This is a genomic window from Nocardia sp. NPDC052566 (assembly GCF_044547285.1).
Taxonomy (GTDB): Bacteria; Actinomycetota; Actinomycetes; order Mycobacteriales; family Mycobacteriaceae; genus Nocardia.
Window position 1 is genome coordinate 373,784 of record NZ_JBIUAF010000003.1, and the last position, 24,848, is coordinate 398,631.

Annotated in this window: 24 protein-coding genes; 13 read left to right on the top strand and 11 right to left on the bottom strand. The window is 67.6% G+C overall.

Going from position 1 to position 24,848, the window contains the following annotated elements; all coding sequences use genetic code 11:
• Positions 1-41: 41 nt before the first annotated feature.
• From ACIG5A_RS15905 to ACIG5A_RS15925, 5 genes are all read left to right on the top strand, one after another.
• Entirely contained in the window at positions 42-1,268 is a 1,227-nt protein-coding gene (locus ACIG5A_RS15905; RefSeq protein ID WP_397240944.1) for an acyl-CoA dehydrogenase family protein, read from the top strand.
• Positions 1,269-1,341: 73 nt separating this feature from the next.
• Positions 1,342-2,160: an SDR family oxidoreductase gene (locus tag ACIG5A_RS15910; RefSeq protein ID WP_397240945.1), complete on the top strand. Its 819-nt coding sequence runs from the start codon at positions 1,342-1,344 to the stop codon at positions 2,158-2,160.
• A 292-nt stretch (positions 2,161-2,452) separates the two neighbouring features.
• A complete protein-coding gene (locus ACIG5A_RS15915) occupies positions 2,453-3,187 on the top strand; it encodes a hypothetical protein (RefSeq protein WP_397240946.1) in 735 nt (244 codons plus the stop codon).
• 74 nt (positions 3,188-3,261) lie between these two features.
• Positions 3,262-3,867, top strand: a complete 606-nt coding sequence (locus ACIG5A_RS15920) for a TetR/AcrR family transcriptional regulator (RefSeq protein WP_397240947.1) — start codon at positions 3,262-3,264, stop codon at positions 3,865-3,867.
• Between the two features lie 15 nt (positions 3,868-3,882).
• On the top strand, positions 3,883-5,073 hold the full coding sequence (locus ACIG5A_RS15925) for an acetyl-CoA C-acetyltransferase (RefSeq protein WP_397240948.1): 1,191 nt from the start codon (positions 3,883-3,885) through the stop codon (positions 5,071-5,073).
• Between the two features lie 219 nt (positions 5,074-5,292).
• On the opposite strand, the gene ACIG5A_RS15930 is transcribed toward ACIG5A_RS15925, so the two are convergent.
• The 4 genes from ACIG5A_RS15930 to ACIG5A_RS15945 form a co-directional block, all read right to left on the bottom strand.
• Positions 5,293-6,384, bottom strand: a complete 1,092-nt coding sequence (locus ACIG5A_RS15930; RefSeq protein ID WP_397240949.1) for an NAD(P)H-dependent flavin oxidoreductase — start codon at positions 6,382-6,384, stop codon at positions 5,293-5,295.
• Positions 6,381-7,136, bottom strand: coding sequence for a CoA-transferase subunit beta (locus ACIG5A_RS15935; protein WP_397240950.1), 756 nt, complete (start codon positions 7,134-7,136; stop codon positions 6,381-6,383). The genes ACIG5A_RS15930 and ACIG5A_RS15935 overlap by 4 nt, the downstream gene beginning before the upstream one ends.
• A gap of 106 nt (positions 7,137-7,242) precedes the next feature.
• Positions 7,243-8,124 (bottom strand): CoA transferase subunit A, encoded by an 882-nt coding sequence (locus ACIG5A_RS15940; RefSeq protein WP_397240951.1) that lies wholly within the window; start codon positions 8,122-8,124, stop codon positions 7,243-7,245.
• Positions 8,125-8,126: 2 nt separating this feature from the next.
• Entirely contained in the window at positions 8,127-8,894 is a 768-nt protein-coding gene (locus tag ACIG5A_RS15945; RefSeq protein ID WP_397240952.1) for an enoyl-CoA hydratase family protein, read from the bottom strand.
• Positions 8,895-8,977: 83 nt separating this feature from the next.
• Here ACIG5A_RS15945 and ACIG5A_RS15950 point away from each other — a divergent pair, with 83 nt between their 5' ends.
• The 5 genes from ACIG5A_RS15950 to ACIG5A_RS15970 all read left to right on the top strand — a co-directional run bounded on the left by ACIG5A_RS15950 (position 8,978) and on the right by ACIG5A_RS15970 (position 13,438).
• Positions 8,978-9,769: an SDR family oxidoreductase gene (locus tag ACIG5A_RS15950; RefSeq protein ID WP_397240953.1), complete on the top strand. Its 792-nt coding sequence runs from the start codon at positions 8,978-8,980 to the stop codon at positions 9,767-9,769.
• A 12-nt stretch (positions 9,770-9,781) separates the two neighbouring features.
• Positions 9,782-10,690: an SDR family oxidoreductase gene (locus tag ACIG5A_RS15955; protein ID WP_397240954.1), complete on the top strand. Its 909-nt coding sequence runs from the start codon at positions 9,782-9,784 to the stop codon at positions 10,688-10,690.
• 159 nt (positions 10,691-10,849) lie between these two features.
• Positions 10,850-11,905: a hypothetical protein gene (locus tag ACIG5A_RS15960; RefSeq protein ID WP_397240955.1), complete on the top strand. Its 1,056-nt coding sequence runs from the start codon at positions 10,850-10,852 to the stop codon at positions 11,903-11,905.
• 7 nt (positions 11,906-11,912) lie between these two features.
• Positions 11,913-12,431 (top strand): ImmA/IrrE family metallo-endopeptidase, encoded by a 519-nt coding sequence (locus tag ACIG5A_RS15965; protein ID WP_397240956.1) that lies wholly within the window; start codon positions 11,913-11,915, stop codon positions 12,429-12,431.
• Positions 12,428-13,438, top strand: coding sequence for a hypothetical protein (locus ACIG5A_RS15970; protein WP_397240957.1), 1,011 nt, complete (start codon positions 12,428-12,430; stop codon positions 13,436-13,438). The genes ACIG5A_RS15965 and ACIG5A_RS15970 overlap by 4 nt, the downstream gene beginning before the upstream one ends.
• A 357-nt stretch (positions 13,439-13,795) precedes the next feature.
• Here the strand turns inward: ACIG5A_RS15970 and ACIG5A_RS15975 are convergent, their stop codons facing one another.
• Together ACIG5A_RS15975 and ACIG5A_RS15980 are read right to left on the bottom strand one after the other, a co-directional pair.
• Positions 13,796-14,212 (bottom strand): helix-turn-helix domain-containing protein, encoded by a 417-nt coding sequence (locus ACIG5A_RS15975; RefSeq protein ID WP_011207048.1) that lies wholly within the window; start codon positions 14,210-14,212, stop codon positions 13,796-13,798.
• A gap of 362 nt (positions 14,213-14,574) precedes the next feature.
• Positions 14,575-15,741, bottom strand: coding sequence for a steroid 3-ketoacyl-CoA thiolase (locus tag ACIG5A_RS15980; RefSeq protein ID WP_397240958.1), 1,167 nt, complete (start codon positions 15,739-15,741; stop codon positions 14,575-14,577).
• Positions 15,742-15,842: 101 nt separating this feature from the next.
• Here ACIG5A_RS15980 and ACIG5A_RS15985 point away from each other — a divergent pair, with 101 nt between their 5' ends.
• Complete coding sequence (locus ACIG5A_RS15985; protein WP_397241804.1) at positions 15,843-17,150, top strand: cytochrome P450; 1,308 nt, start codon at positions 15,843-15,845, stop codon at positions 17,148-17,150.
• Positions 17,151-17,227: 77 nt separating this feature from the next.
• Here ACIG5A_RS15985 and ACIG5A_RS15990 read toward each other — a convergent pair whose 3' ends face one another.
• Genes ACIG5A_RS15990 through ACIG5A_RS16010 form a run of 5 tightly spaced genes read right to left on the bottom strand, consistent with a single transcriptional unit; the run spans position 17,228 to position 21,751 of the window.
• Positions 17,228-17,647, bottom strand: coding sequence for a nuclear transport factor 2 family protein (locus tag ACIG5A_RS15990; protein ID WP_397240959.1), 420 nt, complete (start codon positions 17,645-17,647; stop codon positions 17,228-17,230).
• Positions 17,644-18,528 (bottom strand): TIGR03619 family F420-dependent LLM class oxidoreductase, encoded by an 885-nt coding sequence (locus ACIG5A_RS15995; protein ID WP_397240960.1) that lies wholly within the window; start codon positions 18,526-18,528, stop codon positions 17,644-17,646. The genes ACIG5A_RS15990 and ACIG5A_RS15995 overlap by 4 nt, the downstream gene beginning before the upstream one ends.
• Positions 18,525-19,745 (bottom strand): thiolase domain-containing protein, encoded by a 1,221-nt coding sequence (locus ACIG5A_RS16000; RefSeq protein WP_397240961.1) that lies wholly within the window; start codon positions 19,743-19,745, stop codon positions 18,525-18,527. The genes ACIG5A_RS15995 and ACIG5A_RS16000 overlap by 4 nt, the downstream gene beginning before the upstream one ends.
• The gene (locus ACIG5A_RS16005) at positions 19,742-20,779 is read right to left on the bottom strand and encodes a thiolase domain-containing protein (protein ID WP_397240962.1); all 1,038 of its coding nucleotides are present in this window, start codon (positions 20,777-20,779) and stop codon (positions 19,742-19,744) included. The genes ACIG5A_RS16000 and ACIG5A_RS16005 overlap by 4 nt, the downstream gene beginning before the upstream one ends.
• 9 nt (positions 20,780-20,788) lie before the next feature.
• Positions 20,789-21,751 carry a Zn-ribbon domain-containing OB-fold protein gene (locus ACIG5A_RS16010; protein ID WP_397240963.1) on the bottom strand — a complete coding sequence of 321 codons (963 nt, stop codon included), beginning with the start codon at positions 21,749-21,751 and terminating at the stop codon, positions 20,789-20,791.
• A 192-nt stretch (positions 21,752-21,943) separates the two neighbouring features.
• Here ACIG5A_RS16010 and ACIG5A_RS16015 point away from each other — a divergent pair, with 192 nt between their 5' ends.
• Both ACIG5A_RS16015 and ACIG5A_RS16020 read left to right on the top strand, forming a co-directional pair.
• Positions 21,944-22,981, top strand: coding sequence for an LLM class F420-dependent oxidoreductase (locus ACIG5A_RS16015; RefSeq protein WP_397240964.1), 1,038 nt, complete (start codon positions 21,944-21,946; stop codon positions 22,979-22,981).
• A 70-nt stretch (positions 22,982-23,051) separates the two neighbouring features.
• Positions 23,052-24,602, top strand: a complete 1,551-nt coding sequence (locus ACIG5A_RS16020) for an acyl-CoA synthetase (protein ID WP_397240965.1) — start codon at positions 23,052-23,054, stop codon at positions 24,600-24,602.
• The last annotated feature ends 246 nt before the right edge of the window (positions 24,603-24,848 follow it).

Below are 24,848 nucleotides of genomic sequence, written 5' to 3' on the forward strand. Positions count from 1 at the left end.
GCACCTTACAAAGCAAGTGCTTGGTAGGTTATCCTACCGGCGTGGGTGCGATCCAGACCTCAGATTCCGGCACCGCCGCTGCCGATGCGCGGTTTTCCGCAGAAGTGCGCGAGTGGCTGGCCGAGAACCTCAGCGGAGAATTCCGCGAACTGCGCGGATTGGGCGGGCCGGGCCGCGAGCACGAGGCATTCGACGAACGCCTGGCCTGGGACCGGCACCTCGCGGCGTCCGGGTGGACCTGCCTCGGCTGGCCGAAGGAGTACGGCGGCCGCGCGGCCAGCGTGCGCCAGCAGGTGATCTTCCACGAGGAATACGCCAAAGCCGATGCGCCGTCGCGGGTCTCCCACGTCGGCGAGGAACTGCTCGGGCCGACCGTGCTCGCCTTCGGCACCGAGGCGCAGAAGCGGCGCTTCCTGCCCGGCATCCGCACCGTGAGTGAGCTGTGGTGCCAAGGCTATTCGGAACCCGGCGCGGGTTCGGACCTGGCGGGCATCACCACCGCGGCCCAGCTCGACGGCGGCGAATGGTCGATCAACGGCCAGAAGATCTGGACCTCGCTGGCGCACGTGGCCGACTGGTGCTTCGTCATCGCGCGCACCGAGCGCGGCTCCATCAGGCACAAGGGCCTGTCCTACCTGCTGGTTCCGATGAAGCAGCCGGGCATCGAGGTCCGCCCGATCGTCCAGCTCACCGGGACGGCCGAATTCAACGAGGTCTTCTTCGACAACGCGCGCACCGACGCCGACCTGGTGGTCGGCGCACCCGGCGACGGCTGGCGCATCGCGATGGGCACGCTGACCGTCGAGCGCGGTATCTCCACCCTCGGCAACCAGATCCGCTTCGCCCGCGAGCTCGCCGATATCGAGGCGCTGGCCGAGCGCACCGGCGCGCTGGACGATCCGCTGATCGCCGCTCGGATCGATCAGGCATGGGTCGGCCTGCGAGTGCTCCGCGCCCATGCGATGCGCACGTTGGAGGGCACCGCTAGTGACAGCTCGCAGGTCGCTCGAAACAACACTGCAGCCGACGACGGCGGACAGGCCTCGGTCGCGAAACTGCTGTGGGCCAATTGGCATCGCGGCCTCGGCGAACTGGCCATGGCGGTACTCGGCCCCGCGGGCATGGTCGCGGGCGAACACGATCTCAACGAATGGCAGCGGCTGTACCTGTTCACCCGCGCCGACACGATCTACGGAGGTTCGAACGAAGTGCAGCGCAACATCATCGCCGAGCGGGTGCTCGGGTTGCCGCGTGAGGCGCGTCCATGAGCGAGCGCAGCGAGCGAATCGACAACACAGCGCGCGTCGCGCATGACGGAGCCGAGCGCAGCGAGGCGCAGTCATGAGCGAGCGCAGCGAGGGCACGGCCGGACCGTTGTCCATTGCGCCGGAACCGATTCCGGGCCACGGACTGCTGACCGGGCGCACCGCGGTGATCACCGCCGCGGCGGGCACCGGCATCGGCTCCGCCACCGCGCGCAGGCTGCTCGCCGAGGGCGCCGACGTCGTCGTCTCCGACTGGCACGAGCGGCGGCTCGCCGAGACCGAGGTCGAGCTGAAGGGTGAATTCCCGGACCGCCGAATCGCTTCCCTCGTCTGCGACGTGCAGCGCACCGAGCAGGTGAACGCGCTGGTGCGCGGCGCCGCCGAAGTGTTCGGCCGCATCGACATCATGGTCAACAACGCGGGCCTCGGCGGTGAGACACCGGTGGTCGACATGACCGACGAGCAGTGGGATCGCGTCCTCGACATCACTCTGAACGGCACCTTCCGCTGCACCCGCGCCGCGCTCGGCTACTTCCGCGAGGCCGGGCACGGCGGGGTGATCGTCAACAACGCCAGCGTGCTCGGCTGGCGCGCCCAGCACGGCCAAGCCCACTACGCGGCCGCGAAGGCCGGCGTCATGGCGCTGACCCGATGCAGCGCGATCGAGGCCGCCGAACTCGGTGTCCGGATCAACGCGGTCGCGCCGAGCATCGCGCGGCACGCGTTCCTGGACAAGGTCAGCTCGACCGATCTGCTCGATCGGCTGTCCGAGCGCGAAGCCTTCGGCCGCGCCGCCGAGCCGTGGGAGGTCGCCGCCACCATTGCCATGCTGGCCAGCGATTACACCTCGTATCTGACCGGCGAGGTGGTCTCGGTCAGCAGCCAGCGCGCCTGAATTGTGATGATCGCGGTGTCGCCGCGACCGCACGGGAGCGGCGCACACCGCGGTAATTCGCATAATTTCCCCCGCCGACGGCGATTCGCTGTGATCCTTGTACGACGCGCTGCGCGCGACGGACAAACTGTCGGTTTCCGTTCGTCACGCCTGAGTGCGATCGCACTTCGGCAAGCAGGCGACAGCCCAAAATGGGCACCTGATCAGGTGAAAAAGGTTGATACGCCGCGGAGTCAGGTGTGCCATGCTGGGTAGGGTCGGATCCCGCTAACTCCCCAAAGGGGCGATGGCTATGGGCCCGGACAGCCCACATGCCCGCGAACAACTGGAACTCGAATTGGTGCGCGAAGTCGTGCTTGCCCGGCGGCGGCTGGATAGTTTGATCCTGGCCGCGCTGACGCTCGGCGCCGAACTGATGGACCACACCTCCGAATGCGCCACCGCGACCAGGGCCGCCCAAATACTCGAGCAATACGCGATCGACGAGGGCGAAGTCGCCCGCGATCCACGCGGCGCGCTGCGCGCCGATATCGCCCGCGATCAGGAGCGGGCCCGCCGCATCGGCTACGTCATCGAACCGGATGGCACCGATTCCGAACAGTCGCGGCGCAGGCAGCGCCAGACCGCGCTGCTGTGCGAGGTGCGTGCCGACCTGCTCGAGGTGTTGCGCAAATGCCGCAAGTTCCGGCTCGATCGCGTCGCCTTCGCCGACGAGATCGCCCAGGGGTTGTGTGATGCCACCGACAAGCTGGTGGTCGGCGCGGATATGGAGACCTACAACGCCTGGCAACGCGGCATGGTGCTCAAACTGCGGGAGGAGCCGTCCCGGTTCGGCCCGCCGCGGGTGATGGCGACCGTGGACGCCGGCCCCGGTCGCGGCCCGCTCACGGTCGAATGGGACAGCTGCGAGCGGCGTCTCGCGCTGGTGGCGCGACTAGCGCGCGCGGGCCTGTCACCGCTGGTCATCTGCGATCGGCTGCTCGCGGATCTGTCGATGTCCTCGCCGCTGCGCTACTCGATGCGCTGAGGAAGATCGCCCCCGAATCGCGGTAGTGCCACGCCTACTCGACCAAGCAAATGCTTGGTTGTATGATCGCCTATGTGACCGCACCCGATACCTCGAAATCAGCACGGCGCAATGAATTGCTCACGCTGGCGGCCGACCTGTTCGCCGAGCGGGGACTGCGAGCGACGACCGTTCGCGATATCGCCGACGCGGCCGGGATTCTATCGGGCAGTCTCTACCACCACTTCGATTCCAAGGAGTCGATGGTCGACGAGATCCTGCGCGGCTTCCTCGACGACCTGTTCGGGCGCTACCGGGAGATCGTCGACTCCGGGCTCAGCGCGCGAGACACCTTGGAAGCCTTGGTGATCGCCTCCTACGAATCCTTCGACCGGTTCCACGCCGCGGTGGCCATCTACCAGGCCGAGGCCAAGCGGCTGCGCGACGCGGAGCGATTCGCCTACATCGCCGAATACAACCGCGAGTTCCGCGAGCTCTGGCATCGCGTGCTGATCAACGGCGTCGAGGACGGCAGCTTCCGGCCCGAGCTCGATGTCGAACTGGCCTACCGATTCCTGCGCGACACCGTGTGGGTCGCGGTGCGCTGGTACCAGCCCGGCGGCGCCATCACCGTCGAGAACCTCGCCAAGCAGTACCTGACCATCGTGCTCGACGGGCTCACGTTGCCTGGGCACAACTAGTAGGAGTTTCGTTCTATGTCAGCACCATCCGCTCGCCGCCCCTACGCCCCACTGCGGGACGCCTACGTGATCGACGCGGTGCGCACGCCGGTCGGCAAGCGCGGTGGTGCGCTCGCCGGTGTGCACCCCGCCGATCTCGGCGCGGCCGCGCTGCGAGGTCTGTTGGACCGCAACACCATTGATCCGGCGCACGTCGACGACGTGATCGTCGGCTGCGTCGACAATATCGGCCCGCAGGCGGGCAATATCGGCCGCACGGCATGGCTGGCCGCCGGGTACCCGGAAGAGGTGCCCGGCGTCACGGTCGATCGGCAGTGCGGATCCAGCCAGCAGGCCATCAATTTCGGCGCACAGGCGATCATGAGCGGCACCGCCGAGGTCATCGTCGCGGCGGGCGTGCAGAACATGAGCGCCATCCCGATCTCGGCGGCCATGCTGGCGGGCAAGGAATACGGCTTCGACTCGCCGTTCGTCGGTTCGCAGGGCTGGGACCATCGCTATGGCACCGGCGAGGTTTCGCAGTTCCGTGGCGCGCAGCTGATCGCCGAGAAGTGGGGGATCAGCCGGGAAGACATGGAGCGCTGGGCGCTGCGCAGCCACCAGCGGGCGCGTGACGCCATCAAGAACGGCCGGTTCGACCGGGAGATCGTGCCGGTCGGCGACTTCTGGATCGACCAGGGGCCACGCGAGACCAGCCTGGAGAAGATGGCGTCGCTGCCCGCGCTCGCCGAGGGCAGCCCGCTGACCGCCGCGGTGGCCAGCCAGATCTCCGACGGCGCGAGTGCGGCACTGCTCGCGTCCGAATGGGCCGTCGAGGCTTACGGATTGACGCCGCGGGCGCGGATTCATCACGTCAGCGCGCGCGGCGCCGATCCGATCATGATGCTGTCCGCGCCGATTCCGGCGACCAAGTGGGCGCTGGAGAAGACCGGTCTCACCATCGATGACATCGACGTCGTCGAGATCAACGAGGCCTTCGCGCCGGTGGTGCTTGCCTGGATCAAGGAGACCGGCGTCGATCCGGACAAGGTCAATGTGAACGGCGGCGCCATCGCGCTCGGCCATCCGCTCGGGGCCACCGGCGCAAAGCTTTTCGCCACGCTGCTCAACGAGCTGGAGCGGATCGACGGGCGCTACGGTCTGCTCACCATCTGTGAGGGTGGCGGTACGGCGAACGTCACCATCATCGAGCGCATCAGCAAGTAATCCGAGAGGCGAAACGCCGCCCCGGTCCACAAGACCGGGGCGGCTTTTCGTCGTCTCACCCTGTGTACGTCCCGGCACCGTCATCCGGGCTCACCTGCTGCCCCTGCCCGTCATCCCGTGGTGGCGCGAGATTCGATGATGCGAGCATCGGAACCGGTATTCGCGGGGACGACGGTGGCGCGATGACGAGGAGGGGCCGCGGCCGATCGGTGTAGTGGGTCAGTTCGACCGGGGTGCCGTTGTTTTCGGACGATCGCGCAGTGTGGCGATGGCATCGATTCGGGTGCTCGCATCGGCGATGATGCGGTCGATGAGCTCCTTGCAGGTGGGCAGGTCGTCGATGATGCCGGTCACCTGGCCCGCGGCGAGCACGCCCGCGTGGGTGTTGCCCTCGACGAGTCCGGCGCGCAACAGCATCGGCGTATTGGCCGCCATGACGACCTGGGACCAGCTGAGGTCCTTGGCCTTTCGCATAGTGAGGCCATCGCGCACCATGGTCGACCACTTCATCCCGGTCATCCCCTTGAACCTGGCGGCATTGGCGACCGCGGCGGTGAGCCCACGCCACCTCCCTGAATGCTCCAGGCGCTGTACGAGTTCGGTGTTCAGTACCCGGTGCGGCATACCGTCGACCTTGACCGACACCACCGTGTCCTGCAGCTGCCTGCGCAGATACTCCTGCTTGACCGCGTCCGGCACCGTGCTCTCCTTGGTGAGCAGGAAGCGCGTGCCCATCGCGACACCCGCCGCGCCGTAGGCCAGTGCGGCGGCCAGGCCGCGTCCGTCGAAGAAGCCGCCCGCCGCCACCACCGGAATGTCGACCGCGTCCAGCACCGAGGGCAGCAGCAGCGTGGTGGCCACCGGGCCGGTGTGCCCGCCACCCTCGCCGCCCTGCACGATCACCGCGTCGGCGCCCCATGCGGCCACCTTGACCGCGTGCTTGGCCGCGCCGATCGACGGAATCACCACCACCCCGGCGTCTTTCAGCTTCGCGATCAGCTCCTGCTTCGGTGCGAGCGCGAACGAAGCGACCGCCACCTTCTCCCTGATCAGCAGATCGATGCGCTCCGGAGCGTCGGTGGCATCCGCCCGAATGTTCACGCCGAACGGTTTTCCGGTGTGCGCCTTGGTCTTCGCGATCGCCGCCTCGAGCTCCGCGTAGGTCATGGTCGCCGAGGCCAGGATGCCGAGCCCGCCCGCCTCGGCCGTCGCGGAGACCAGGCTCGGGCCCGCGACCCAGCCCATCCCGGTCTGCACGATCGGGTGCTCGATGCCGACCAGCTCGGTCAGCGGGGTGCGCAGGGTACTCACGAGGGCACCTCGGATTCACGGATCTTCTTGGGGTCGAGCACATCCCGGATCAACCGCAGCTCCTCGGCGGTGGGCAGTCTGGTCTCACCCGCATCGGCAAGCCCGGTGATCTCGAACGAGGTGTTCTCCGCGACCTCGGCAGCGGTCACGCCGGGATGCAGGCTGCGCGCACGCATGGTGTGGCCTGGCCCCTCGAAATCGAAGACGCCCAAGTTGGTCACCACCCGGTGCAGATGCAGGAACCGATACGCGGGGTTGGCCGGATCGACCTTGTCGTAGCCGACGCCGGAGACGATGTCGACCTGGTCGACGAACACCCGCCGGGTATGCCGCGAAACCCAGTAGCTGGTCGGATGATTGATGGTGTTACCCGGTGCGCCGCGCACACCGAACATCTGCCTGGTCGGCTGCTGCAACGGTCCGAAGGCGGACAGGTTCTGGTTGCCGAACCGGTCGATCTGGTTGGCGCCCATCACCACATGTCGACGGCCGGAGGCGACCACGTCGAACACCCTGCGGAACGGAATCCAGCCCTCGATCGGCGCTTTGCCGCCGAGCGGGGGAGTGTCGGCGAAGAACAGCGCTTCGCCGTCGGAGAGCAGCAGATCGGGCTCGGTGGTCAGCTTGGCGAGCCGTGCGCCGATGATCGACATCGGCGACATCGGGCTGGCCATGATCTCCCCGGCGCCACTGAAGATCTCGGCGCAGGCTACCGCGCATACCTCGGCGCGGGTGATGGTGTCTGTGGTCATCGGGCCGCTCCTGTGCTCGCGCCGCGCCGACCTGCCGCCGCCGCGCTCGAATTGTTCGAAGATTCCGTGCGCGGCGTCGTGATCCGTGCCCGGGAGGACGTGTCGCTCACCGTGCCCCCTCGGCGAATTCGCGCACCGCGGATTGGTACTCGTCCTCGGAGCCGGACAGGTACTTGTCGACGAAGGCCTGCCAGGTTTCCGGGGTCTTGGCCGATTCCACGTAGTGCTTCTGGAATTTCTCGTCGCGGCCGTAGCTGTCACCGGCCAGCGTGAAGTGCGCGCCGCCCGGCGCATCGACGACACCGTCGACCATCATCCGATTGAGCAGCATCGACTGCAGCGGAACGGTTTTCACCAGCTCCTCGGTCTCGACGACGCGCTCGACCGACAGGTAGCGCCGCTCGGCGGCGAGGCAGTACAGGTCGTCGAAGTAGGGGTCGACGCCGGTGTAGGCGGCATTGCCGTGCTTGTCGCCGATATTCAGATGCACCAGCGCCGCATCGAGATTCAGCGCGGGCATCGCGGTCAGCGTCTCGGTGCGCCCGTCCGGGCGCCGGTACGGCGATTCGACGGTCTTCAGTTCGCCCTCCCAGAAGTTGGGCACATCGGAGCCGAGACCGGCGCGAATCGGCAGGAACGGCAGCCGCGCGGCGGCCGCCTCCAGCCCGCACTTCAGCATGCCCTCGTCCATCTCGCGCGCCACCAGTGCGCCGGAGGTGCGCGCCTTGGCGAACCACGGATCATAGAACGGCGCCGAATCCAGTGATACGAAGCCGTAGTACGCCTTACGCACCTTGCCCGCCGAGCACAGCAGGCCGAGATCGGGGCCGCCGTAGCTGACCACGGTGAGGTCATGGATATCGGAGCGCAGGATCGCCCGCACCAGCGCCATCGGCTTGCGCCGCGACCCCCAGCCGCCGATCCCGATGGTCATTCCGCTGCGCAGTTCGCCGACGACCTCGTCGAGCGACATTCGCTTGTCCCGCATGGCTATTTCTCTCCCGCTTTGCGTGCCGCCAAGTCGTCGTCGAACCTGGCGCGGATCTCGTCGGCCACCCCGGCGAGGTTGAGTTCGAAGGTGAATCCCTGCTCGTAGCGGTAGCTGCGGTGCACGTCCTGTACGTCGATGCCGTTGAGCGCCCGCTTCGCCGCGCGGATCACCCGGCCGTCCTTGGCCGCGATGTTCTTGGCGACTTCCAGTGCGGCGGCGTCGAGTTCGGCGCGCGGCACCACCTGATACACCGAGCCGTAGTGGTGCAGCTGCTGCGCGGTGATGGTGCTCGCGGTGTAGAACAGCGCACGCATCAGGTGCTGCGGCACCAGCCGGGACAGATGGGTGGCCGCGCCGAGCGCGCCGCGGTCGACCTCGGGCAGGCCGAATGTCGCGTCGTCCGACGCGATCACGATATCGGCGTTGCCGACCAGGCCGATGCCGCCGCCGAGGCAGAAGCCCTGCACCACCGCGATCACCGGAACCTGGCAGTCGTAGATGGCCGAAAATGCCTCGAAACAGCCGTGATTGGCGTCGATGAGCGCCTGATGACCCGGCTTGCGCTGGATCTCCTTGATATCGACCCCGGCATTGAAACCGCGATTCTCCGCGCGCAGCACCACGACTCGGGTCTCCGGATCGCGGCCCGCCGCGCGCACCGTGTCGGCGATGGCGAACCAGCCGTCCGAGGGTATGGCGTTGACCGGCGGATAGTCCACCGTGACCACGGTGATGCCGGTTGATTCGGAGTGACGGTTTATCCCCATCGCGTATCCCATCTGGTTCCCGTTGCCGGGCATCGATCCGCCCAGCATTGGCAAAGCAAGCAGTTGCTTGGTAGGTTAGCACGGTGGCACTCGAAATCGATCTGGCCGGCCGCGTCGTTCTCGTCACCGGCGGGGTGCGCGGGGTCGGCGCCGGTGTGAGCAAGACCTTCCTGGACGCGGGCGCGACCGTCGTCGCCTGCGCCCGCCGCCCGGCCGGCGATCCGGTGACCAGCAATGGGCGCACCATCGAATACCTGCCGTGCGACGTGCGCGACGCGGACGCGGTACGCACGCTGATCGACACCGTGCTCGCCCGCCACGGCCGCCTCGACCACCTGGTGAACAACGCGGGCGGTGCGCCGTTCGCCCTCGCCGCCGAGGCGAGCAAGAACTTCCACGCCAAGATCGTCGAGCTGAATCTGCTCGCGCCGCTGCTGGTTTCGCAGGCCGCCAATGCGGTGATGCAGGAGCAGAGCGACGGCGGCTCGATCGTGATGGTGTCCAGCGTCAGTGGGCACCGGCCCTCGCCGGGCACCGCGGCCTACGGCGCGGCCAAGGCGGGCATCGACAGCCTGACCTCCTCGCTCGCCGTCGAGTGGGCGCCGAAGGTCAGGGTGAACTCGCTGGTTGTCGGCCCGGTCGACACCGAGCTGAGCCGGCTGCACTACGGCGACCAAGACGGCGTCGACGCGGTCGGCCGGACCATCCCGCTCGGCCGGATGGCCAGGCCGGACGATATCGGCCGCTGCGCCACCTTCCTCGCCTCACCGCTGGCCGCCTATGTCAGCGGCGCGACGCTGCTCGTGCACGGCGGCGGCGAGCGTCCCGCCTTCCTCGCGGCGAGCAACGCCGATCGAGCCAAGAGCACCAACTAACCAAGGACAGGTATGGACACGCAGATCTGCGCCGGGCGCACCGTCATCGTCACCGGCGCCGGCCGTGGGATCGGCCGCGCGCACGCGCTCGCCTTCGCCGCGGCGGGCGCCAACGTGGTGGTGAACGATCTCGGCTCGGCGCTCGACGGGGCGGCGACCAGCGACACTCCCGCCGAGCAAGTGGTGGCGGAGATCACCGGGCTCGGCGGCCGCGCGGTCGCCAACGGTGACGACGTCGCGGACTGGGACGGCGCGCGCAGGCTCATCCACACCGCCGTCGATACCTTCGGCGGGCTGGACGTCCTGGTGAACAACGCCGGATTCGTGCGCGATCGGATGCTGGTGAACCTCGGCGAGGACGAGTGGGACGCGGTGATCCGCGTCCACCTGAAGGGCCACTTCGCCACCATGCGGCACGCCATCGAGTACTGGCGCGGCGAGTCCAAGGCGGGCCGCCCGGTCGACGGCCGCATCATCAACACCAGCTCCGGCGCGGGCCTGCAGGGCAGCGTCGGCCAGGGCAACTACGGCGCGGCCAAGGCCGGTATCGCGGGCCTAACCCTCACCGCCGCAGCCGAATTCGGCCGCTACGGGGTCACCGTGAACGCCATCGCGCCCGCGGCGCGCACCAGGATGACCGAGACCGTCTTCGCCGAAACCATGGCCAAGCCGGCGGACGGTTTCGACGTCATGGCGCCGGAGAACGTCTCGCCGTTGGTGGTCTGGCTGGGCAGCGCGCAGTCCGCCGCCGTCACCGGCCGGATGTTCGAAGTCGAGGGCGGCAAAGTGGCGCTGGCCGATGGCTGGCGCCACGGGGCGCCGGTCGACCGCGGCGCCCGGTGGGAGCCCGCGGAGCTCGGGCCGATTGTGGCGGATCTCATTGCCGAGGCGACACCCCCGGAGGCCGTTTACGGGGCCTGAGCTTGGACCATCCCCCTGCGTGGGTCAGAGCAGTTGTTTATCATGGGCTTCCGTCCTTGAAAAGTCCCGGATGAGAGTTGCGACCGGGCACAGATCTGCGCTGTATCCACAGATGAAGGGGAAGGCTGGCGCATGGCCGTTGGTCGCACGTTACGTTTGGTGGCAGTAGCCGGGACTGTTGCCGGCTCTGCCCTGCTCGGCCCGGTCGCGGCCGTGGCAGAGCCCGACCTAGCGTGCCAGCACTGCGCCACGTCCGGCCCGACGGCGGGCCTCGTCGATGATTCCGGGGACGTACCGCCCGGTCAGCAGATTCCCCTCATGCCCTTCGACCCGACGCCGGTCGCCGGACCTGCCGGTTCGTCCGGTGCCGGTTCCGCGGCCGCCGGTTCGGCGGCGGGCTCGGTAGGCGTCGGCACCGGCTCCGCGGGCGTCGGTGCGCTCCTCGGCACGGGTTCCGCGGGCGTCGGCTCGGCGGGCGCCACCGGCTCCGCTGCTGTCGGCTCCGCCGGTGCGACGGGCTCGGCCGCCGTCGGCTCGGCTGGTGCGACGGGTTCCGCTGCTGTCGGTTCGGCCGGTGCTACCGGTTCCGCGGCCGTCGGCTCGGCCGGTGCTACCGGTTCCGCCGCTGTCGGTTCCGCTGGCGCGGCGGGTTCCGCGGGCGTCGGTTCCGCCGGTGTCGGTTCGGCGGGCGTGGGTTCCGCCGGTGTCGGTTCCGCCGGTGTCGGTTCGGCGGGCGTCGGTTCCGCGGGTGCCGGTTCCGCGGCGACCGGTTCGGCGCTGCTCGGTTCCGCCGCCGTCGGTTCGGCCGCGCCGTGGCTGCTGCTCCTGCTGTTGCAGCCGCCACCTCCGGTCACCGTGCCGCCTTCGCCGTCGGTGCCCCTGATCATTCCGCCGCTGCCCGCGATCACCCCACCGGTTCTGCCGATGCTTCCTGTGGTCGCGCCCGCGCCCGAGGAAGCCCCACCGGCCCCGCCACCGCCACCCCCGCCGCCGGCGCCACCGGCTCCGGTGGCCCCGGTGAAACCGAATCCCGACGTGCGCCCGACCAGCGCCGACGACGGACTGCCGAAACCGCATCTGCTGTCGGTGATCGGCGGCCTGCTCGCGCTCGCGCTGGCAGGCACCGGTTCCGGCGCGGTCAGTTTCCAGAGCGCGTCGGCCGCCCAGGCCCGCGTCGATGCCGCGCGTGCCGAATTCTTCGGACCGAGGGCGTGAGGAGGCGATGGTGAACGAGAGCAGGACGACCCATAGCTCACGGGCCTACCGCCGGGTGGCCGCCGCGGTCGACGCCGTCTGTGCGGTCGCGGCCGATTTCGACGCGACCACGCTGGACGAGGTGGTCGCGGCCATCGCGAACGAGCGCGCGCGGGAGATCGAGATCGCCAGCGCGCACCTCGGTCCCGGCGTGTGCGGCCAGCGCAGGTTCTATCCGGACCGGGACGTCATCGTGCTGGCCGAGACGCTGCCGAGCCGCGAACACACCCTCGCGCACGAACTCGGCCACATCGTGTTCGACCACGAAGGCGCGCCCGCGCCGGAGGTGACGCTGGAGGCCAGCGACGATCTGATCGCCTACATGCTGAGCCAGCGGGCGCATCAGCAGATCGTCGACGACGGCGCGGACGAACTCGCCGAATGGGAGGCCGAGACCTTCGCCGCCATGCTGATGACCCGATTGCGTGTGTTCAACAGCCGTGGCGCAGGCGTCTCGGTCCTTCGATTCGATGAGGCACTCGGATGACACTGTGGTTGACGGCCTTGCTGGTCTGGGTTGCCGCCGGTGCCCGAGTCGGCCGCTGTCTGGTCAAGCCCGCGACCACCGCGCGGGTGGCGATCGTCGTCGCGGTCGCGGCGGTCGCGCTGGCGGCGACGGTCGCGGTGCCGGAGGTGGCGCTGGCGATCGATAACCTGCTGCCGCACGGACTGCGCAACGGCCTGCTCTCCTATGCCGTCGTGGTCTCGGCGTGGATCCTGTTCGCGACGGCCACCTCGGTGGTGGCCGCGGCCGCCTGGCCGGTGGTGTCGCGGCGCAACCTCGGCCAGATCGCCAGGGTGATCTACGGGGCGGGCGTGCTCGCGATCATCATCACCCTCGCCTGGTCGACCACCTTCGGCTGGGCGATCGTCGCGTTCGGCTGCGTCTTCATCGCCATCACCGGCCTGCGCAACCTGGACTGGACCACCCTCGGCCGCGGTATCGCGATCTACACCACCGGTACCGCCGTCGTCGGCGTGCTCGCGGTGCTGGAGATCCGGCGCGCGTTCGTGCACGCGCCGCGCGCGGGGGCCGGGCAGCCGAACTGGGGCTGGCCGGCCTGGGAGATCGCCGCGCTGCTCATCGCGTTCGGCGCGATCTGGATCGTGGTCGAGCTGTGGGTGCGGGCGCGTCTGCTGCTGCGCCAGATTCAAGTGCTGCACCGCGTCCTGATCGGTCGGTTCCCCGAAGTGGTCGCGCACGATCAGACCGGCACGTCGACGCAGCTGAAGGCATCGGACCAGGTGGCGCAGATCATGGACGCCCTGTACCTGCAGTCGGGCGGTGGCGTGGTGCTGGCCCAGGCCGGTCCGCCACCGCGTTCGATCGCTGAGCGCGCCGACCGGGTGGCCGAGTGGGCGAGGAACCCCATGGGCGATGTGATCGTCGACGCACGCTGGATCACGCCACCGGAGGGGATCAGCCCGCGTGGCTGGGTCCAGGCGATTGCCAGGGCCTATGACGCGACAACCGCCGCCGCTGTTCGAAATTGATCAACACCGCCCGTCCGGGTTTTCCCCGCGGCGATTGCTGTGCGGCCGGACAGGCGCGGTTGATCGGCCTACTTCACGGCCTACTCGGATGAGTTCTGGCACATGTGAGAAATAGGCTGACCGGTTTGCTACGGCCACTCGACTCGGAATGCGTGTTCATCCGAATGTGTCCATGCCGGACCGAGATCCGCGCGCGAGTGCGCGTCGTTGTCCCCTTCAAGCCCCCATTTCTATGGTCATGCCCACACGTCATGTGGGCATGACAACACCCCGTCGGAGCACCCGCATCCCCCGGCGCCACGCATAACGCAGCCCAGTGCGACCCCCGGGTCACACTGAGCTGCGCTGCACACGAACCTATTCCGTGCCGTCCGGAGGAATTTCGGGCAAGCCTTCGCTGGCCCGCAACTTCTCCGCCATGGACGTGAGGAGGTTCTGAGATTCTTCGGACAGGTCGAACGCTCGACTCGACAGCCTTCTCAGTCCGTAGCCCTGCAGCTGGGACAACAGCTCGAGATCGTGATCGATCTTGGCTGCGTAGATGTCGTTGAAGAAGTAGTCCGGCTTGACCTTGAAGAACTTCGCCAGGGCGGCCACCGTCTCGTCGGACGGGTTGGTCCGCTGTCCCGACCGCAACTGGGACAGGTACGGTTTCGAGATCGGATGTCCGGAGGCCGTCAGCGCAGCCGCAACCTCCGCGTTGGTGTGCGGCTTACGCCCCGGGGGATGCACGGTTTCGAACAGCTTGTTCAGCCGCGCCGCGAAATCAGCCATTGTGAGCCGCCCAATTCCCTTCGCTGTACTAACAGTCGTTATCTCGGATACGTATCATTGATATTAGCGGCTCAGTAACTGAAAACCTACGCCTGATTCCGGATTTCCTTGAAGCTTCTAGGTGCCGCTGCGGGGAAGTCACTGGGACGGTCGCGTTTGCGGGTCACCCCAACGGCTCTAGTGGAGGCGTGGTATGACACGGTTCTGGCCCGTCGCGAAGGTCTTCCCCGACGGGCCAATGATAGCCGAAAGATAGCTGACGTCTCATCTACTTCTCTGTACCCCGCATTGTGTGGCGTACGACACGTTTTGGGGCTTCGGAGATGAACGTTCAACCAATCGACAGGATTTGGTTGAAGTTCCTACAACCTCTCGATGATCGTGCCCGTCGCGAGTGCGCCGCCGCAGCACATGAGGATCATGGCGGTGCTCTTGCCCGAGCGCTCCAGCTCGTGCAAAGCCGTTGTGATCAGGCGTGATCCGGTGCTGCCGACCGGATGACCCAGCGCGATCGCGCCCCCGTTGACGTTCACCCGGTCCATATCCGGCTTGTGCACCGAGGCCCAGGAGAGTGCGACGGCCGCGAAGGCCTCGTTGATCTCGAACAGGTCGATATCGCCGATGCTCATGCCGGTGCGCTCCAGCAGCCGCTCGCACGCCTGCACCGGACCGTCCAGGTGGTAGTAGGGCTCGCCGCCGACCAGGCACTGCGCCACGATCCGGGCGCGTGGACGCAAACCGTTGCGCTCAGCGGCCTTTTCGTCCATGAGCAGCACCGCGGCGGCGCCGTCGGAGATCTGCGACGAGGTGCCCGCGGTGTGAATTCCGCCCTCCAGCACCGGCTTCAGCTTGGCCAGGCCCTCGGCGGTGGTGTCGCGCAGACCCTGATCGCGCACGACGTCGAGCGTCTCGCCGGTGAGGTTGCCCTCCTTGTCCACCTGTGGTGCGGCCTTCAGCGGGAGTACCTCGCGGTCGAAGCGGCCCTCGGCCCACGCCTGAGCGGCCAGTTGTTGTGAGCGCAAGCCGAGCTCGTCGGTATCGCGGCGAGTGATGCCGCGCCGCTTGGCGATTCGTTCGGCGCCCTCGAACTGGTTGGGCATATCGATGTCCCAAGTCGCGGGGCGGCGCGGCCCGGCGTGCGTGCCGACGTTGGCGCCGAGCGGTACGTGGCTCATCGACTCGATGCCGCACGCCATGCCCGCCTCGATGGCGCCGGTGGCGATCAGGCCCGCCACCAGGCCCGCGGCCTGCTGTGCCGAACCGCACTGGTTGTCGATGGTCACGCAGCCGGTCTGCCACGGCAGTCCGGCGTGCAGCCATGCGGTGCGGGTGACGTTGTTGGATTGTTCGCCGACCTGCATGACGCAGCCGCCGATGACCTGCTCGACCAGGAGCGGATCCAGCTGTGCGCGTTCGAGGATGCCGTGCTGTGCGGCGCCGAGGAGTTCGGCGGCGTGCAGTCCGGCCAGCCAGCCGTTGCGCTTGCCGATGGGGGTACGAGCGGCCTCGACGATGACGGGTGTTCCCATCTCCAACCTTCCGTTTGGGGCAGAAAAATGAAACGCGTTACGCGTGTATGCCGCAGGCGGATCATGCCAGCTTCTTTTGTGGTTCTCGCGCCTGTGCTTCAATGATTATAGAACGTGTTTCAGTTTGTCGAAGGAGACATCTGGTGGTTGAAACCCGGAACCCACGCCCGAATCTGCCCGACGGATTCGATGTGACAGATCCAGACATCTACGCGCAGCGGGTTCCGGTCGACGAGTTCGCCGAACTACGCCGCACCGCGCCGATCTGGTGGAATCCCCAGTCGCCCGAGGTGAGCGGATTCCACGACGACGGCTTCTGGGTGGTCAGCAAGCATGCCGACGTCAAAGAGGTGTCGCGGCGCAGCGATGTCTTCTCCAGCTTCGAGAACACCGCGCTGCCGCGCTTCAACGACGACATCGCCCGCGAGCAGATCGAACTGCAGCGCATCGTCCTGCTGAACATGGACGCACCCGAGCACACCAAGCTGCGCAAGGTCATCGCGCGCGGCTTCACCCCGCGCGCGATCAACGGGCTGCGCGCCGAGCTGTCGGCCAGGGCCGAGTCGATCGTGAAGGCGGCCGCCACGGCAGGCGGCGGCGACTTCGTCACCCAGGTCGCGTGCGAACTGCCGCTGCAGGCCATCGCCGAGCTGATCGGCGTGCCGCAGGAAGACCGGATGAAGCTGTTCACCTGGTCCAACGACATGACCGGCTACGACGATCCGGAGAGCACCGCCGATCCGGTGGCCGCCTCGGTCGAAATCCTCGGCTATGCCTATCAAATGGCCGCCGCGCGCAAGGCCTGCCCGGCCGATGACATCGTGACCAAGCTGATCGAGGCCGATATCGACGGCGACAAGCTGACCGAGGAGGAGTTCGGCTTCTTCGTCATCATGCTCGCGGTGGCGGGCAACGAGACCACGCGCAACGCCATCTCGCACGGCATGATGGCCTTCCTGGACAACCCGGACCAGTGGGAGCTGTACAAGAAGGAGCGCCCGGCCACCGCCGCGGACGAGATCATCCGGTGGGCCACCCCGGTCACCTCGTTCCAGCGGACCGCGCTGGAGGACACCGAACTCGGCGGCGTGCAGATCAAGAAGGGCCAGCGCGTCGTCATGCTGTACAAGTCGGCCAACTTCGACGAGGACGTCTTCGAGGATCCGGAGAAGTTCGACATCATGCGAAAGGACAACCCGCACTTGTCCTTCGGCGGCACCGGCGCGCACTTCTGCATCGGCGCGAACCTGGCCAGGCTGGAGATCGACCTGATCTTCAACGCCATCGCCGATCACCTGCCGGATATCACCAAGATCGGTGACGCGAAGCGGCTGCGTTCGGGCTGGCTCAACGGCATCAAGGAGTTCCCGGTCGACTACAAGGGCAAGGGCTGTCCGGTCGCGCACTGACGAGCAGCCGCATCGACAAAGCAAGGGTCCTCGCCAGGCAGTCCCAATGCCCGGCGAGGACCCTTCGTTCGGTGGTCTCAGTCGACGGGCCTCGCGGTGGCCATCGCGCGGTCGATCTCCCAAAACGCCCGCAGCGCGGCGATTTTGCCGTGCTCGTCCACCCTGTAGGTGAACACGCCGTCGGCATCGATCCGGTGCCCGCCGAGCGTGCTGCGGATTGTGCCGGTGAAGGCGATCTCGTTGCCGCAGGCGAAGGAGTCGGTGAACAGGAATTCGATCGAGTCGGTCTTGGCGATCGCCTTGTCCCAGAACGCCGCGATGGCGTCGCGGCCGCGATGGCCCTTGCCCTCGGGATCGAATCCAGAAGGGCCGATGGGATCTTCGACGATGCCGTCCTCGGCGAACAGGTCGAGCCAGGCGTCCTTGTTCCGCGCGCGGACCGCGGCCTGCGAGGCGAGCCCGGCCGTGCGGGCCGGATGGTCGGTCGTGGCCGTCATCGGCGCTCCTCGATGGGGTTCTCGATATTCTCGGCGGCGAAGCGGCGCAGCGAATCCTGTTTGGCCGCGAGCTCGCCGTCGAAGCCGATGCCGTCGAAGATCCACGGCACCACGATGGCGTCGGTGACCCCGGCATCGGCCAGGTCCTGATAGCCGGAGCGGCCGAACCGGTCGATGCACACCGCCTGGATCTCGAACGGGACATCGCCGCGGCCGAATTCGGCGCGCAGCGCGCCCAGCTTGCCGATGGTGGTGCACAGCTCGGCGTAGGTCATCATGGCCGAGGTCCAGCCGTCGCCGACCTTCGCCGCGCGCCGCAGCGCCGCCTCGGTATGCCCGCCGATGTAGAACGGCACCGGCTCGCTGGGCGCTGGGCTCATCTGCAGCGGCGCGAAATCGAAGAATTCGCCGTGGTACTCGACCATGCCGCCGCCGAGCACCAGCTTGATGACCTCGATCATCTCGTCGACCCTGGCGCCGCGGCGTGCGAACGGCACCCCGCACCATTCGAATTCCTCCGGTGCCCAGCCGATCCCGACGCCGAAGCCGAACCGGTTGCCGGACAGGTTGGCCACCGAGCCGACCTGCCTGGCCAGCAGCAGCGGGTTGCGCGAACCGAGCTTGAGCACATTGGTGTAGAAGCGGATGCGGCTGGTGACCGCGGCCATGGCGGTGGCGCCGATCAGTGGATCGACCCACGGGGTGTCCGGGCTCCAGAAGCGGCTGCCGTCGGCGGTGTAGGGATACTTCGCCGACGCCGACTCCATGTAGAACAGCGAGTCGGGCAGGGCGATCGATGAAAAGCCGCACTCTTCAGCGGTTTTCGCCAGTTCTGGCAGCTGCTCCAGCGGACTCAGCGCGATGCCGAGGGTGAATTTCACGGGTGTTCGCTTCCTACTACCCACATCGAGAAGTACTGCGAGCCACCGCCGTACGCGTGGCCGAGCGCCTTGCGCGCATTCGCCACCTGGTAGGCGCCGGCCCGGCCCATCACCTGTTTGGCCGCCTCGGCGAACCGGATGAGGCCGGAGGCGCCGATCGGATTCGAGGAGAGCACGCCGCCGGACGGGTTGACCGGCAGCTTTCCGCCGATCTCCGTCTCGCCCTTATCGGTCAGCTTCCAGCCGTCGCCCGGTGCGACGAAACCGAGGTTCTCCAGCCACATCGGCTCGAACCAGGAGAAGGGCACATAGATTTCGGCCGCGTCGATCTCTTCCAGCGGATCCTTGATACCCGCCGCTTTCCACAGCGCCGCCGCCGCATCCTGACCGGCCTGGGGATTGACCTGGTCGCGCCCGGCGAAGGTGGTCGGTTCGGTGCGCATGGCGGTGCCGTGCACCCACGCGACCTTCTTGCCCGCGGATTCCACCGCGGCTGCGGCTTCCTCGTCGCCGATGACGATCGCGCACGCACCGTCGGAGGACGGGCAGGTCTCGTCGAAACGAATAGGGTCCCACAGCATTTGGGAAGCGAGCACCGATTCGAGGGTGATATCGGGTTGTTTGAGGTGGGCCAGCGGATTCTTCGCGCCGTTGCGGCGGTCCTTCACCGCGACCATCGCGCCGATATGGCTCGGCGCGCTCGACCTGCGGATATAGGAGCGCACATGCGGGGCGAAGTAGCCGCCGGCGCCCGCGCCGACCGGCATGGTGAACGGCACCGGAATCGACAACGCCCACATGGCATTCGACTCGGATTGCTTCTCCCACGCCACCGCGAGCACCTTCTTGTGCACGCCCGCCTGCACCAGGTTCGCGGCGACGACACCCGTCGAGCCGCCGACCGAGCCCGCGGTATGCACCCGGAGCAGCGGTTTTCCGGTGGCGCCCAACGCATCCGCCAGATACAGCTCGGGCATCATGACGCCCTCGAACATATCCGGCGCCTTGCCGACCACCACCGCATCGATCTCGGCGATGGTGAGACCGGCATCGGCGAGTGCGCGATCGATGGCTTCGCGGCACATGCCCGCCATGGATACATCGGTTCGTTTCGTCACGTGATGGGTTTGTCCGGTGCCGAGCACCGCTGCGGGGAAACGCCCACCCGTCACCCGACCGCCGCCCCCCGCCGAATCGCTGCGCGATGCTGTATTCATTTCGCCTCCGACTCGAGCACCGTGACAAGGTTCTGTTGCAGCGCGGGACCGCTGGTGGCGTGCGCGAGCGCGCGGTGCGCGGTGCCCGCCATGATGGCCTCGGCCGCGAACCCGATGCGCTCCAGGCCCGCGGCGAACATCGGATTCGCCGCCAGCGCACCGCCGGACGGATTGATCACGGTGGTGCCGTTGAGACCGATCGCCTCGGCCAAGATCAGCTGCTGATGGCTGAACGGCGCGTGCAGCTCCGCGATATCGAAGCCGCTGACATCGCCACCGGTGACCGCCCGTGCCGCCGCCGCGGTGGAGGGGGAGACGGTGAGATCCCGCGCGCCGAGCACGGGGCTGTCGATCCGATGGGCCATACCGGTGAGCCAGGCGGGTCGTTCGCAGAGTTCGCGCGCGCGATCACCGACCGCGAGCAGGATGGCCGCCGCACCGTCGGTGACCGGCGCGCAGTCGTGCGCGCGTAGCGGATCCGCGACATACGGTGTGGCAAGCAGGCTTTCGACATCGCCCGAGGTGCCCGCCGCTACCGTCGCCATATCGCGCTCGGTCCAGCGGCCCGCGTCGAGTCCGGCCCGCGCCTGCAGGCCCGCGATCGATAGCGCGTCCGGCCACAGCGGGGTGACCAGGTAGGGATCGAGCTGCATGGTGAGGATCTGGCGCAATGTGCCGGCCGAGGACTTGCCGAAGCCGTACACCAGCGCGGTGTTCGCCTGTCCGGAGCGAAGTTTCACCCACGCCTCGTACAGTGCCCACGCGGCGTCCATTTCGACGTGCGATTCGTTGATCGGCGGCACCGCGCCGATCGCATCGACCGCCGAGATGAACGAAAAGGCCCGTCCGGCAAGGTAATCGGAAGAGCCGGAGCACCAGAAGTCGATATCGGACTTGGTGATGCCGAGCTGGGTGTAGAGCTGCTGGAAGATGGGCACCAGCATCTCGACACCGTTGGTGGTGCCGAAGGTTTCCGGCACATGTGGCGCGTGGGCGAAACCCACGACCGCGATGTCGGTGGCGTTGTCAGTCACGTGCGCCTCTCAGAGGTGGTGCTTGTAGGTGTCGTAGTCGGCATCCGGTTCGCCGGTGGGCTCGAAGTGGTCCACGTTGTCCAGCCCGAAACCCCACTCCTCGCGCGGCTTCCATACCGCCTTGACCCGCAGGCCCATCCGCACTTCGCTGGCCTCGCAACCGAGTACGAGGTGCAGTACCGGGATGTCGGCGCCGTCGAGCAGCACATAGGCGGCCACGTACGGCGGCTTGATCCGCTGGCCGAGGAAGGGCACGTTCACGATGCAGAAGGTGGTGACGGTGCCGCGGTCGCTCAGCTCGATGTAGTCGTTGGTCGGCCTGCCGTCGGTCGGGTTGGCGCCGCGCGGCGGGAAATAGACCTTGCCCGCGTCGTCGGTGCGCGCGCCCATCAGCTTGCCCTCGGCGAGCCCGCGCAGGTACACCGTCTCCTGCGGCGACGCGGTGTGCTTGTAGGACAGGTCGACCGGCGTGGTGATGATCGTGATCGGCTCGGCGTCCGTGGCGGATTCGGCTGTCGTGGTGGATATTTCACCGGGTTCGAAGCAGGCGATATCGCGAATGCTTCCCTCGGTCTCGGCCGCCCAGCGGGCGACGACGCGCATACCGGTGCTGATCTGCTCGGGCGCGGTGACATCGACCGCGTGCAGCAGGGTCGTATCCGCGCCGTCGAGCTTGATCAGCGCCCAGGCGAACGGGCGGTCGAACGGCTGGCCGGGCAATGGATCGCGCACCCAGGTCCAGGATTCGACGGTGCCGGTATCGGCGACATCGACGAATTCGGTCAGCGGCTGGGCGGTCACCGGATCGTATTCAGCGGGCGGCACCAGCACCCGGCCATCGGAGCCACGCACGCCGACGATCTTGCGGTCGCGCAGGTTGGTCAGAAAATTGCCGATGGTCGGGCCGACCGAGCGGGTGTAATCGAAGCGCATCCGCAGTGGCGCGCTGAGTACATCGGGGGCTGAGTTCATTGGCGGCCCTCCAGGGTCCCTCGGTGATTACGCTTCGCTACCGCCCCCGGGTCTGTTCCTGGCGCCGCGGTGTTCAATCCGGCGCCACTACCACGACAGTTTGCCGTGTACGCAGTATTCCCCTGAGTCACGATATCGAGTAGAACAGGTTCTTATTCTGGTGGCAAGCAGTTGATCGGAAAGGGGTCAGGCGTGAAGTTCGGATTGCAACTCGGGTACTGGATGGCACAACCGCCCGCCAATGCGGGCGAGATGGTGGTGGCCGCCGAGGCGGCCGGGTTCGATGCGGTATTCGCCGCCGAGTCGTGGGGTTCGGATGCCTTCGGTCCGCTGACGTGGTGGGGATCGTCGACCGAGCGGGTCAGGCTCGGCACCTCGGTGGTGCAGCTGTCGGCGCGCACGCCCGCCGCGACCGCCATGCACGCGCTGACCCTCGATCACCTCAGCGGCGGCCGGGCCGTGCTCGGCCTCGGGGTATCCGGTCCGCAGGTGGTGGAGGGCTGGTACGGCCAGCCGTTCGCCAAACCGTTGCAGCGCACCCGCGAATACGTCGGCATCATCCGCCGCATTCTCGAGCGCGGTGGCCCGGTCACCAGCGACGGTCCGCACTACCCGCTGCCTTACACCGGGCCTGGTTCGCTCGGGCTCGGTAAGCCGCTCAAGCCGATCGTGCATCCGCTACGTGCGGATTTGCCGATCTGGCTCGGTGCGGAGGGGCCGAAGAATGTGGCGCTGACGGCGGAGATCGCCGACGGCTGGCTGGCCATCTATTACGCGCCGCGCCTCGCAGGCATGTACAACGCCTGGCTGGACGAGGGTTTCGCGCGGCCCGGTGCGCGGCGTTCGCGTGCGGACTTCGAGATTGCCGCCAGCTGCCAGGTGGTGATCACCGACGACCCGGCGAGCGAGCTCGAACGGATGCGCTGGGTGATGGCGCTCTACATCGGCGGAATGGGCGCGCCGGAGCTGAATTTCCACGCGCAGGTCTACCGGCGGATGGGGTACGACAGTGCCGTCGACGAGATACTCGCGCTGTTCCAGGAGGGTAAGAAGGCCGAGGCGGCCGCCGCCGTACCGGATGAGCTGATTCTGGATACGGCGATCATCGGCGACGAGGATCATGTCCGTAAGCAGCTCGGGGTATGGGAGGCCGCCGGTGTCACCATGCTGTTGGTGTCGGTGCCGAATATGGAGCAAATGCAACGTCTCGCCCCCCTTGTAGATCGTTAGAACACGTTCTAGATTCAATGAGGTGAATGCCTCACCCACCCCGTCGGCTCCGCCTCCTAGCCACCCCCGGGTGCAAGAGTCAGTAAAAATTCTCGGTCTGTGGAACATCGCGAACACCGAACCCGATCGGATCGCGATGGTCGATCCGCTCGGCCGGGAGGTGACCTATCGCGAATTGGCCACGCTGGCCAACCGTTACGCCACCGGTCTGCGCGGGCTCGGCCTGCGGACCGGTGACGTGCTGGTGAGCATGGTGCACAACAGCGTCGAGGCGGTCGCCGCCTACTTCGCGGCCTATCAGGCCGGGCTGTACATCGTCGCGGTGAACTGGCATCTGACCGGTCCCGAGGTGGCCTACATCCTGCAGGACAGCGAGGCCAAGGCGTTCATCGCGAGCGACCGCTTCGCCGCCGCGGCCAAGGCCGCCGCCGACGAGGCGGAATTGCCTGCGACGGCGCGCTTTTCGGTCGGTGAGATCGACGGCTTCAAGTCGGTGGCCTGGCTCGGCGCCGCCGACACCGGCCGCCCCGCCGACCGCAGCACCGGCGCGCCGATGCTCTACACTTCCGGAACCACCGGGCGCCCCAAGGGCGTTCGGCGTCCGCTCACCGGCGCCGATCCGGATGTGGTGCCGCCGTTCACCTCCGCCTTCTTCAGCCTCTTCGAACTCGCGCCGTACGACGATCACGTGCACATCTGCGGCTCGCCGCTCTACCACACCGCCGTGCTCAACTTCGCGACCATCTCGATCCAGTTGGGGCACAAGCTCGTTCTGATGGACCGGTGGGAGGCGGAGGAGATGCTCCGTCTCATCGAGAAGCACCGCGTCACCCACAGCCACATGGTGCCGACCCAATTCCACCGCCTGCTCGCGCTGGACGAGGCGGTCCGCGCGAAGTACGACGTCTCCTCCCTGCGCAGCATGGTGCATGGCGCGGCCCCGTGTCCGCAGGAAACCAAGCGGCAGATGCTCGAATGGTGGGGGCCGACTGTCACCGAGTACTACGCGGCCACCGAGGGCGGTGGCACCGTCATCAACGGAACCGACTGGCTCGACAAGCCCGGCTCCGTCGGCAAGGCATGGCCGTGGTCGGTGATCAAGGTGCTCAGCGAAACCGACGGCACCGAATTGCCCGCGGGCGAACCCGGTTTGGTCTACATGAAGATGGGCGCGTCCAGCTTCGAATACCACCACGCCAAGGAGAAGACCGAGGAGGCCCGTGTCGGCGAACTCTTCACCGTCGGCGATATCGGCCACCTCGACGACGACGGCTACCTCTACCTGCACGACCGCCGCTCGGACCTGATCCTGTCCGGCGGCGTGAACATCTACCCGGCCGAGGTGGAGAACGTCCTCATCACCCACCCCAAGGTCGCCGACGTAGCGGTATTCGGCATCCCCCACCCCGACTGGGGCCAGGAGGTGAAGGCCGTGGTCCAGCCCGCCGAGGGCATCGAAGCCGACGACGCCCTGACCGCTGAGCTGCTCGCCTTCGCCGCAACCCAATTGGCGAAGTACAAGATGCCCAAGTCCATCGACTACCTCCCCGAGTTGCCCCGCGACCCCAACGGCAAGCTCTACAAGCGCAAGCTCCGCGACCGCTACGTCCCCACCCCCTGACGGCGCGTCGCCCCTGCGACACACGGGAATCCAAGATCATCAGGAACTGACGTGAGTCCCCTCTCGCACGTCACTTACCTCAGTTCCTGATGATCGCCAGTCCAACTCGAGAGCCCGCACGCGGAGCCGCCGACATCCCGCGGCGCACCCGTTGTACCGCCACGCAAGAATTTCTGCCGTATTCCGAGCGCAGCAGCTCAGCCGGCACGCCGCAACCTCCGCGTACAACATCCCGTCGCCCGCGCC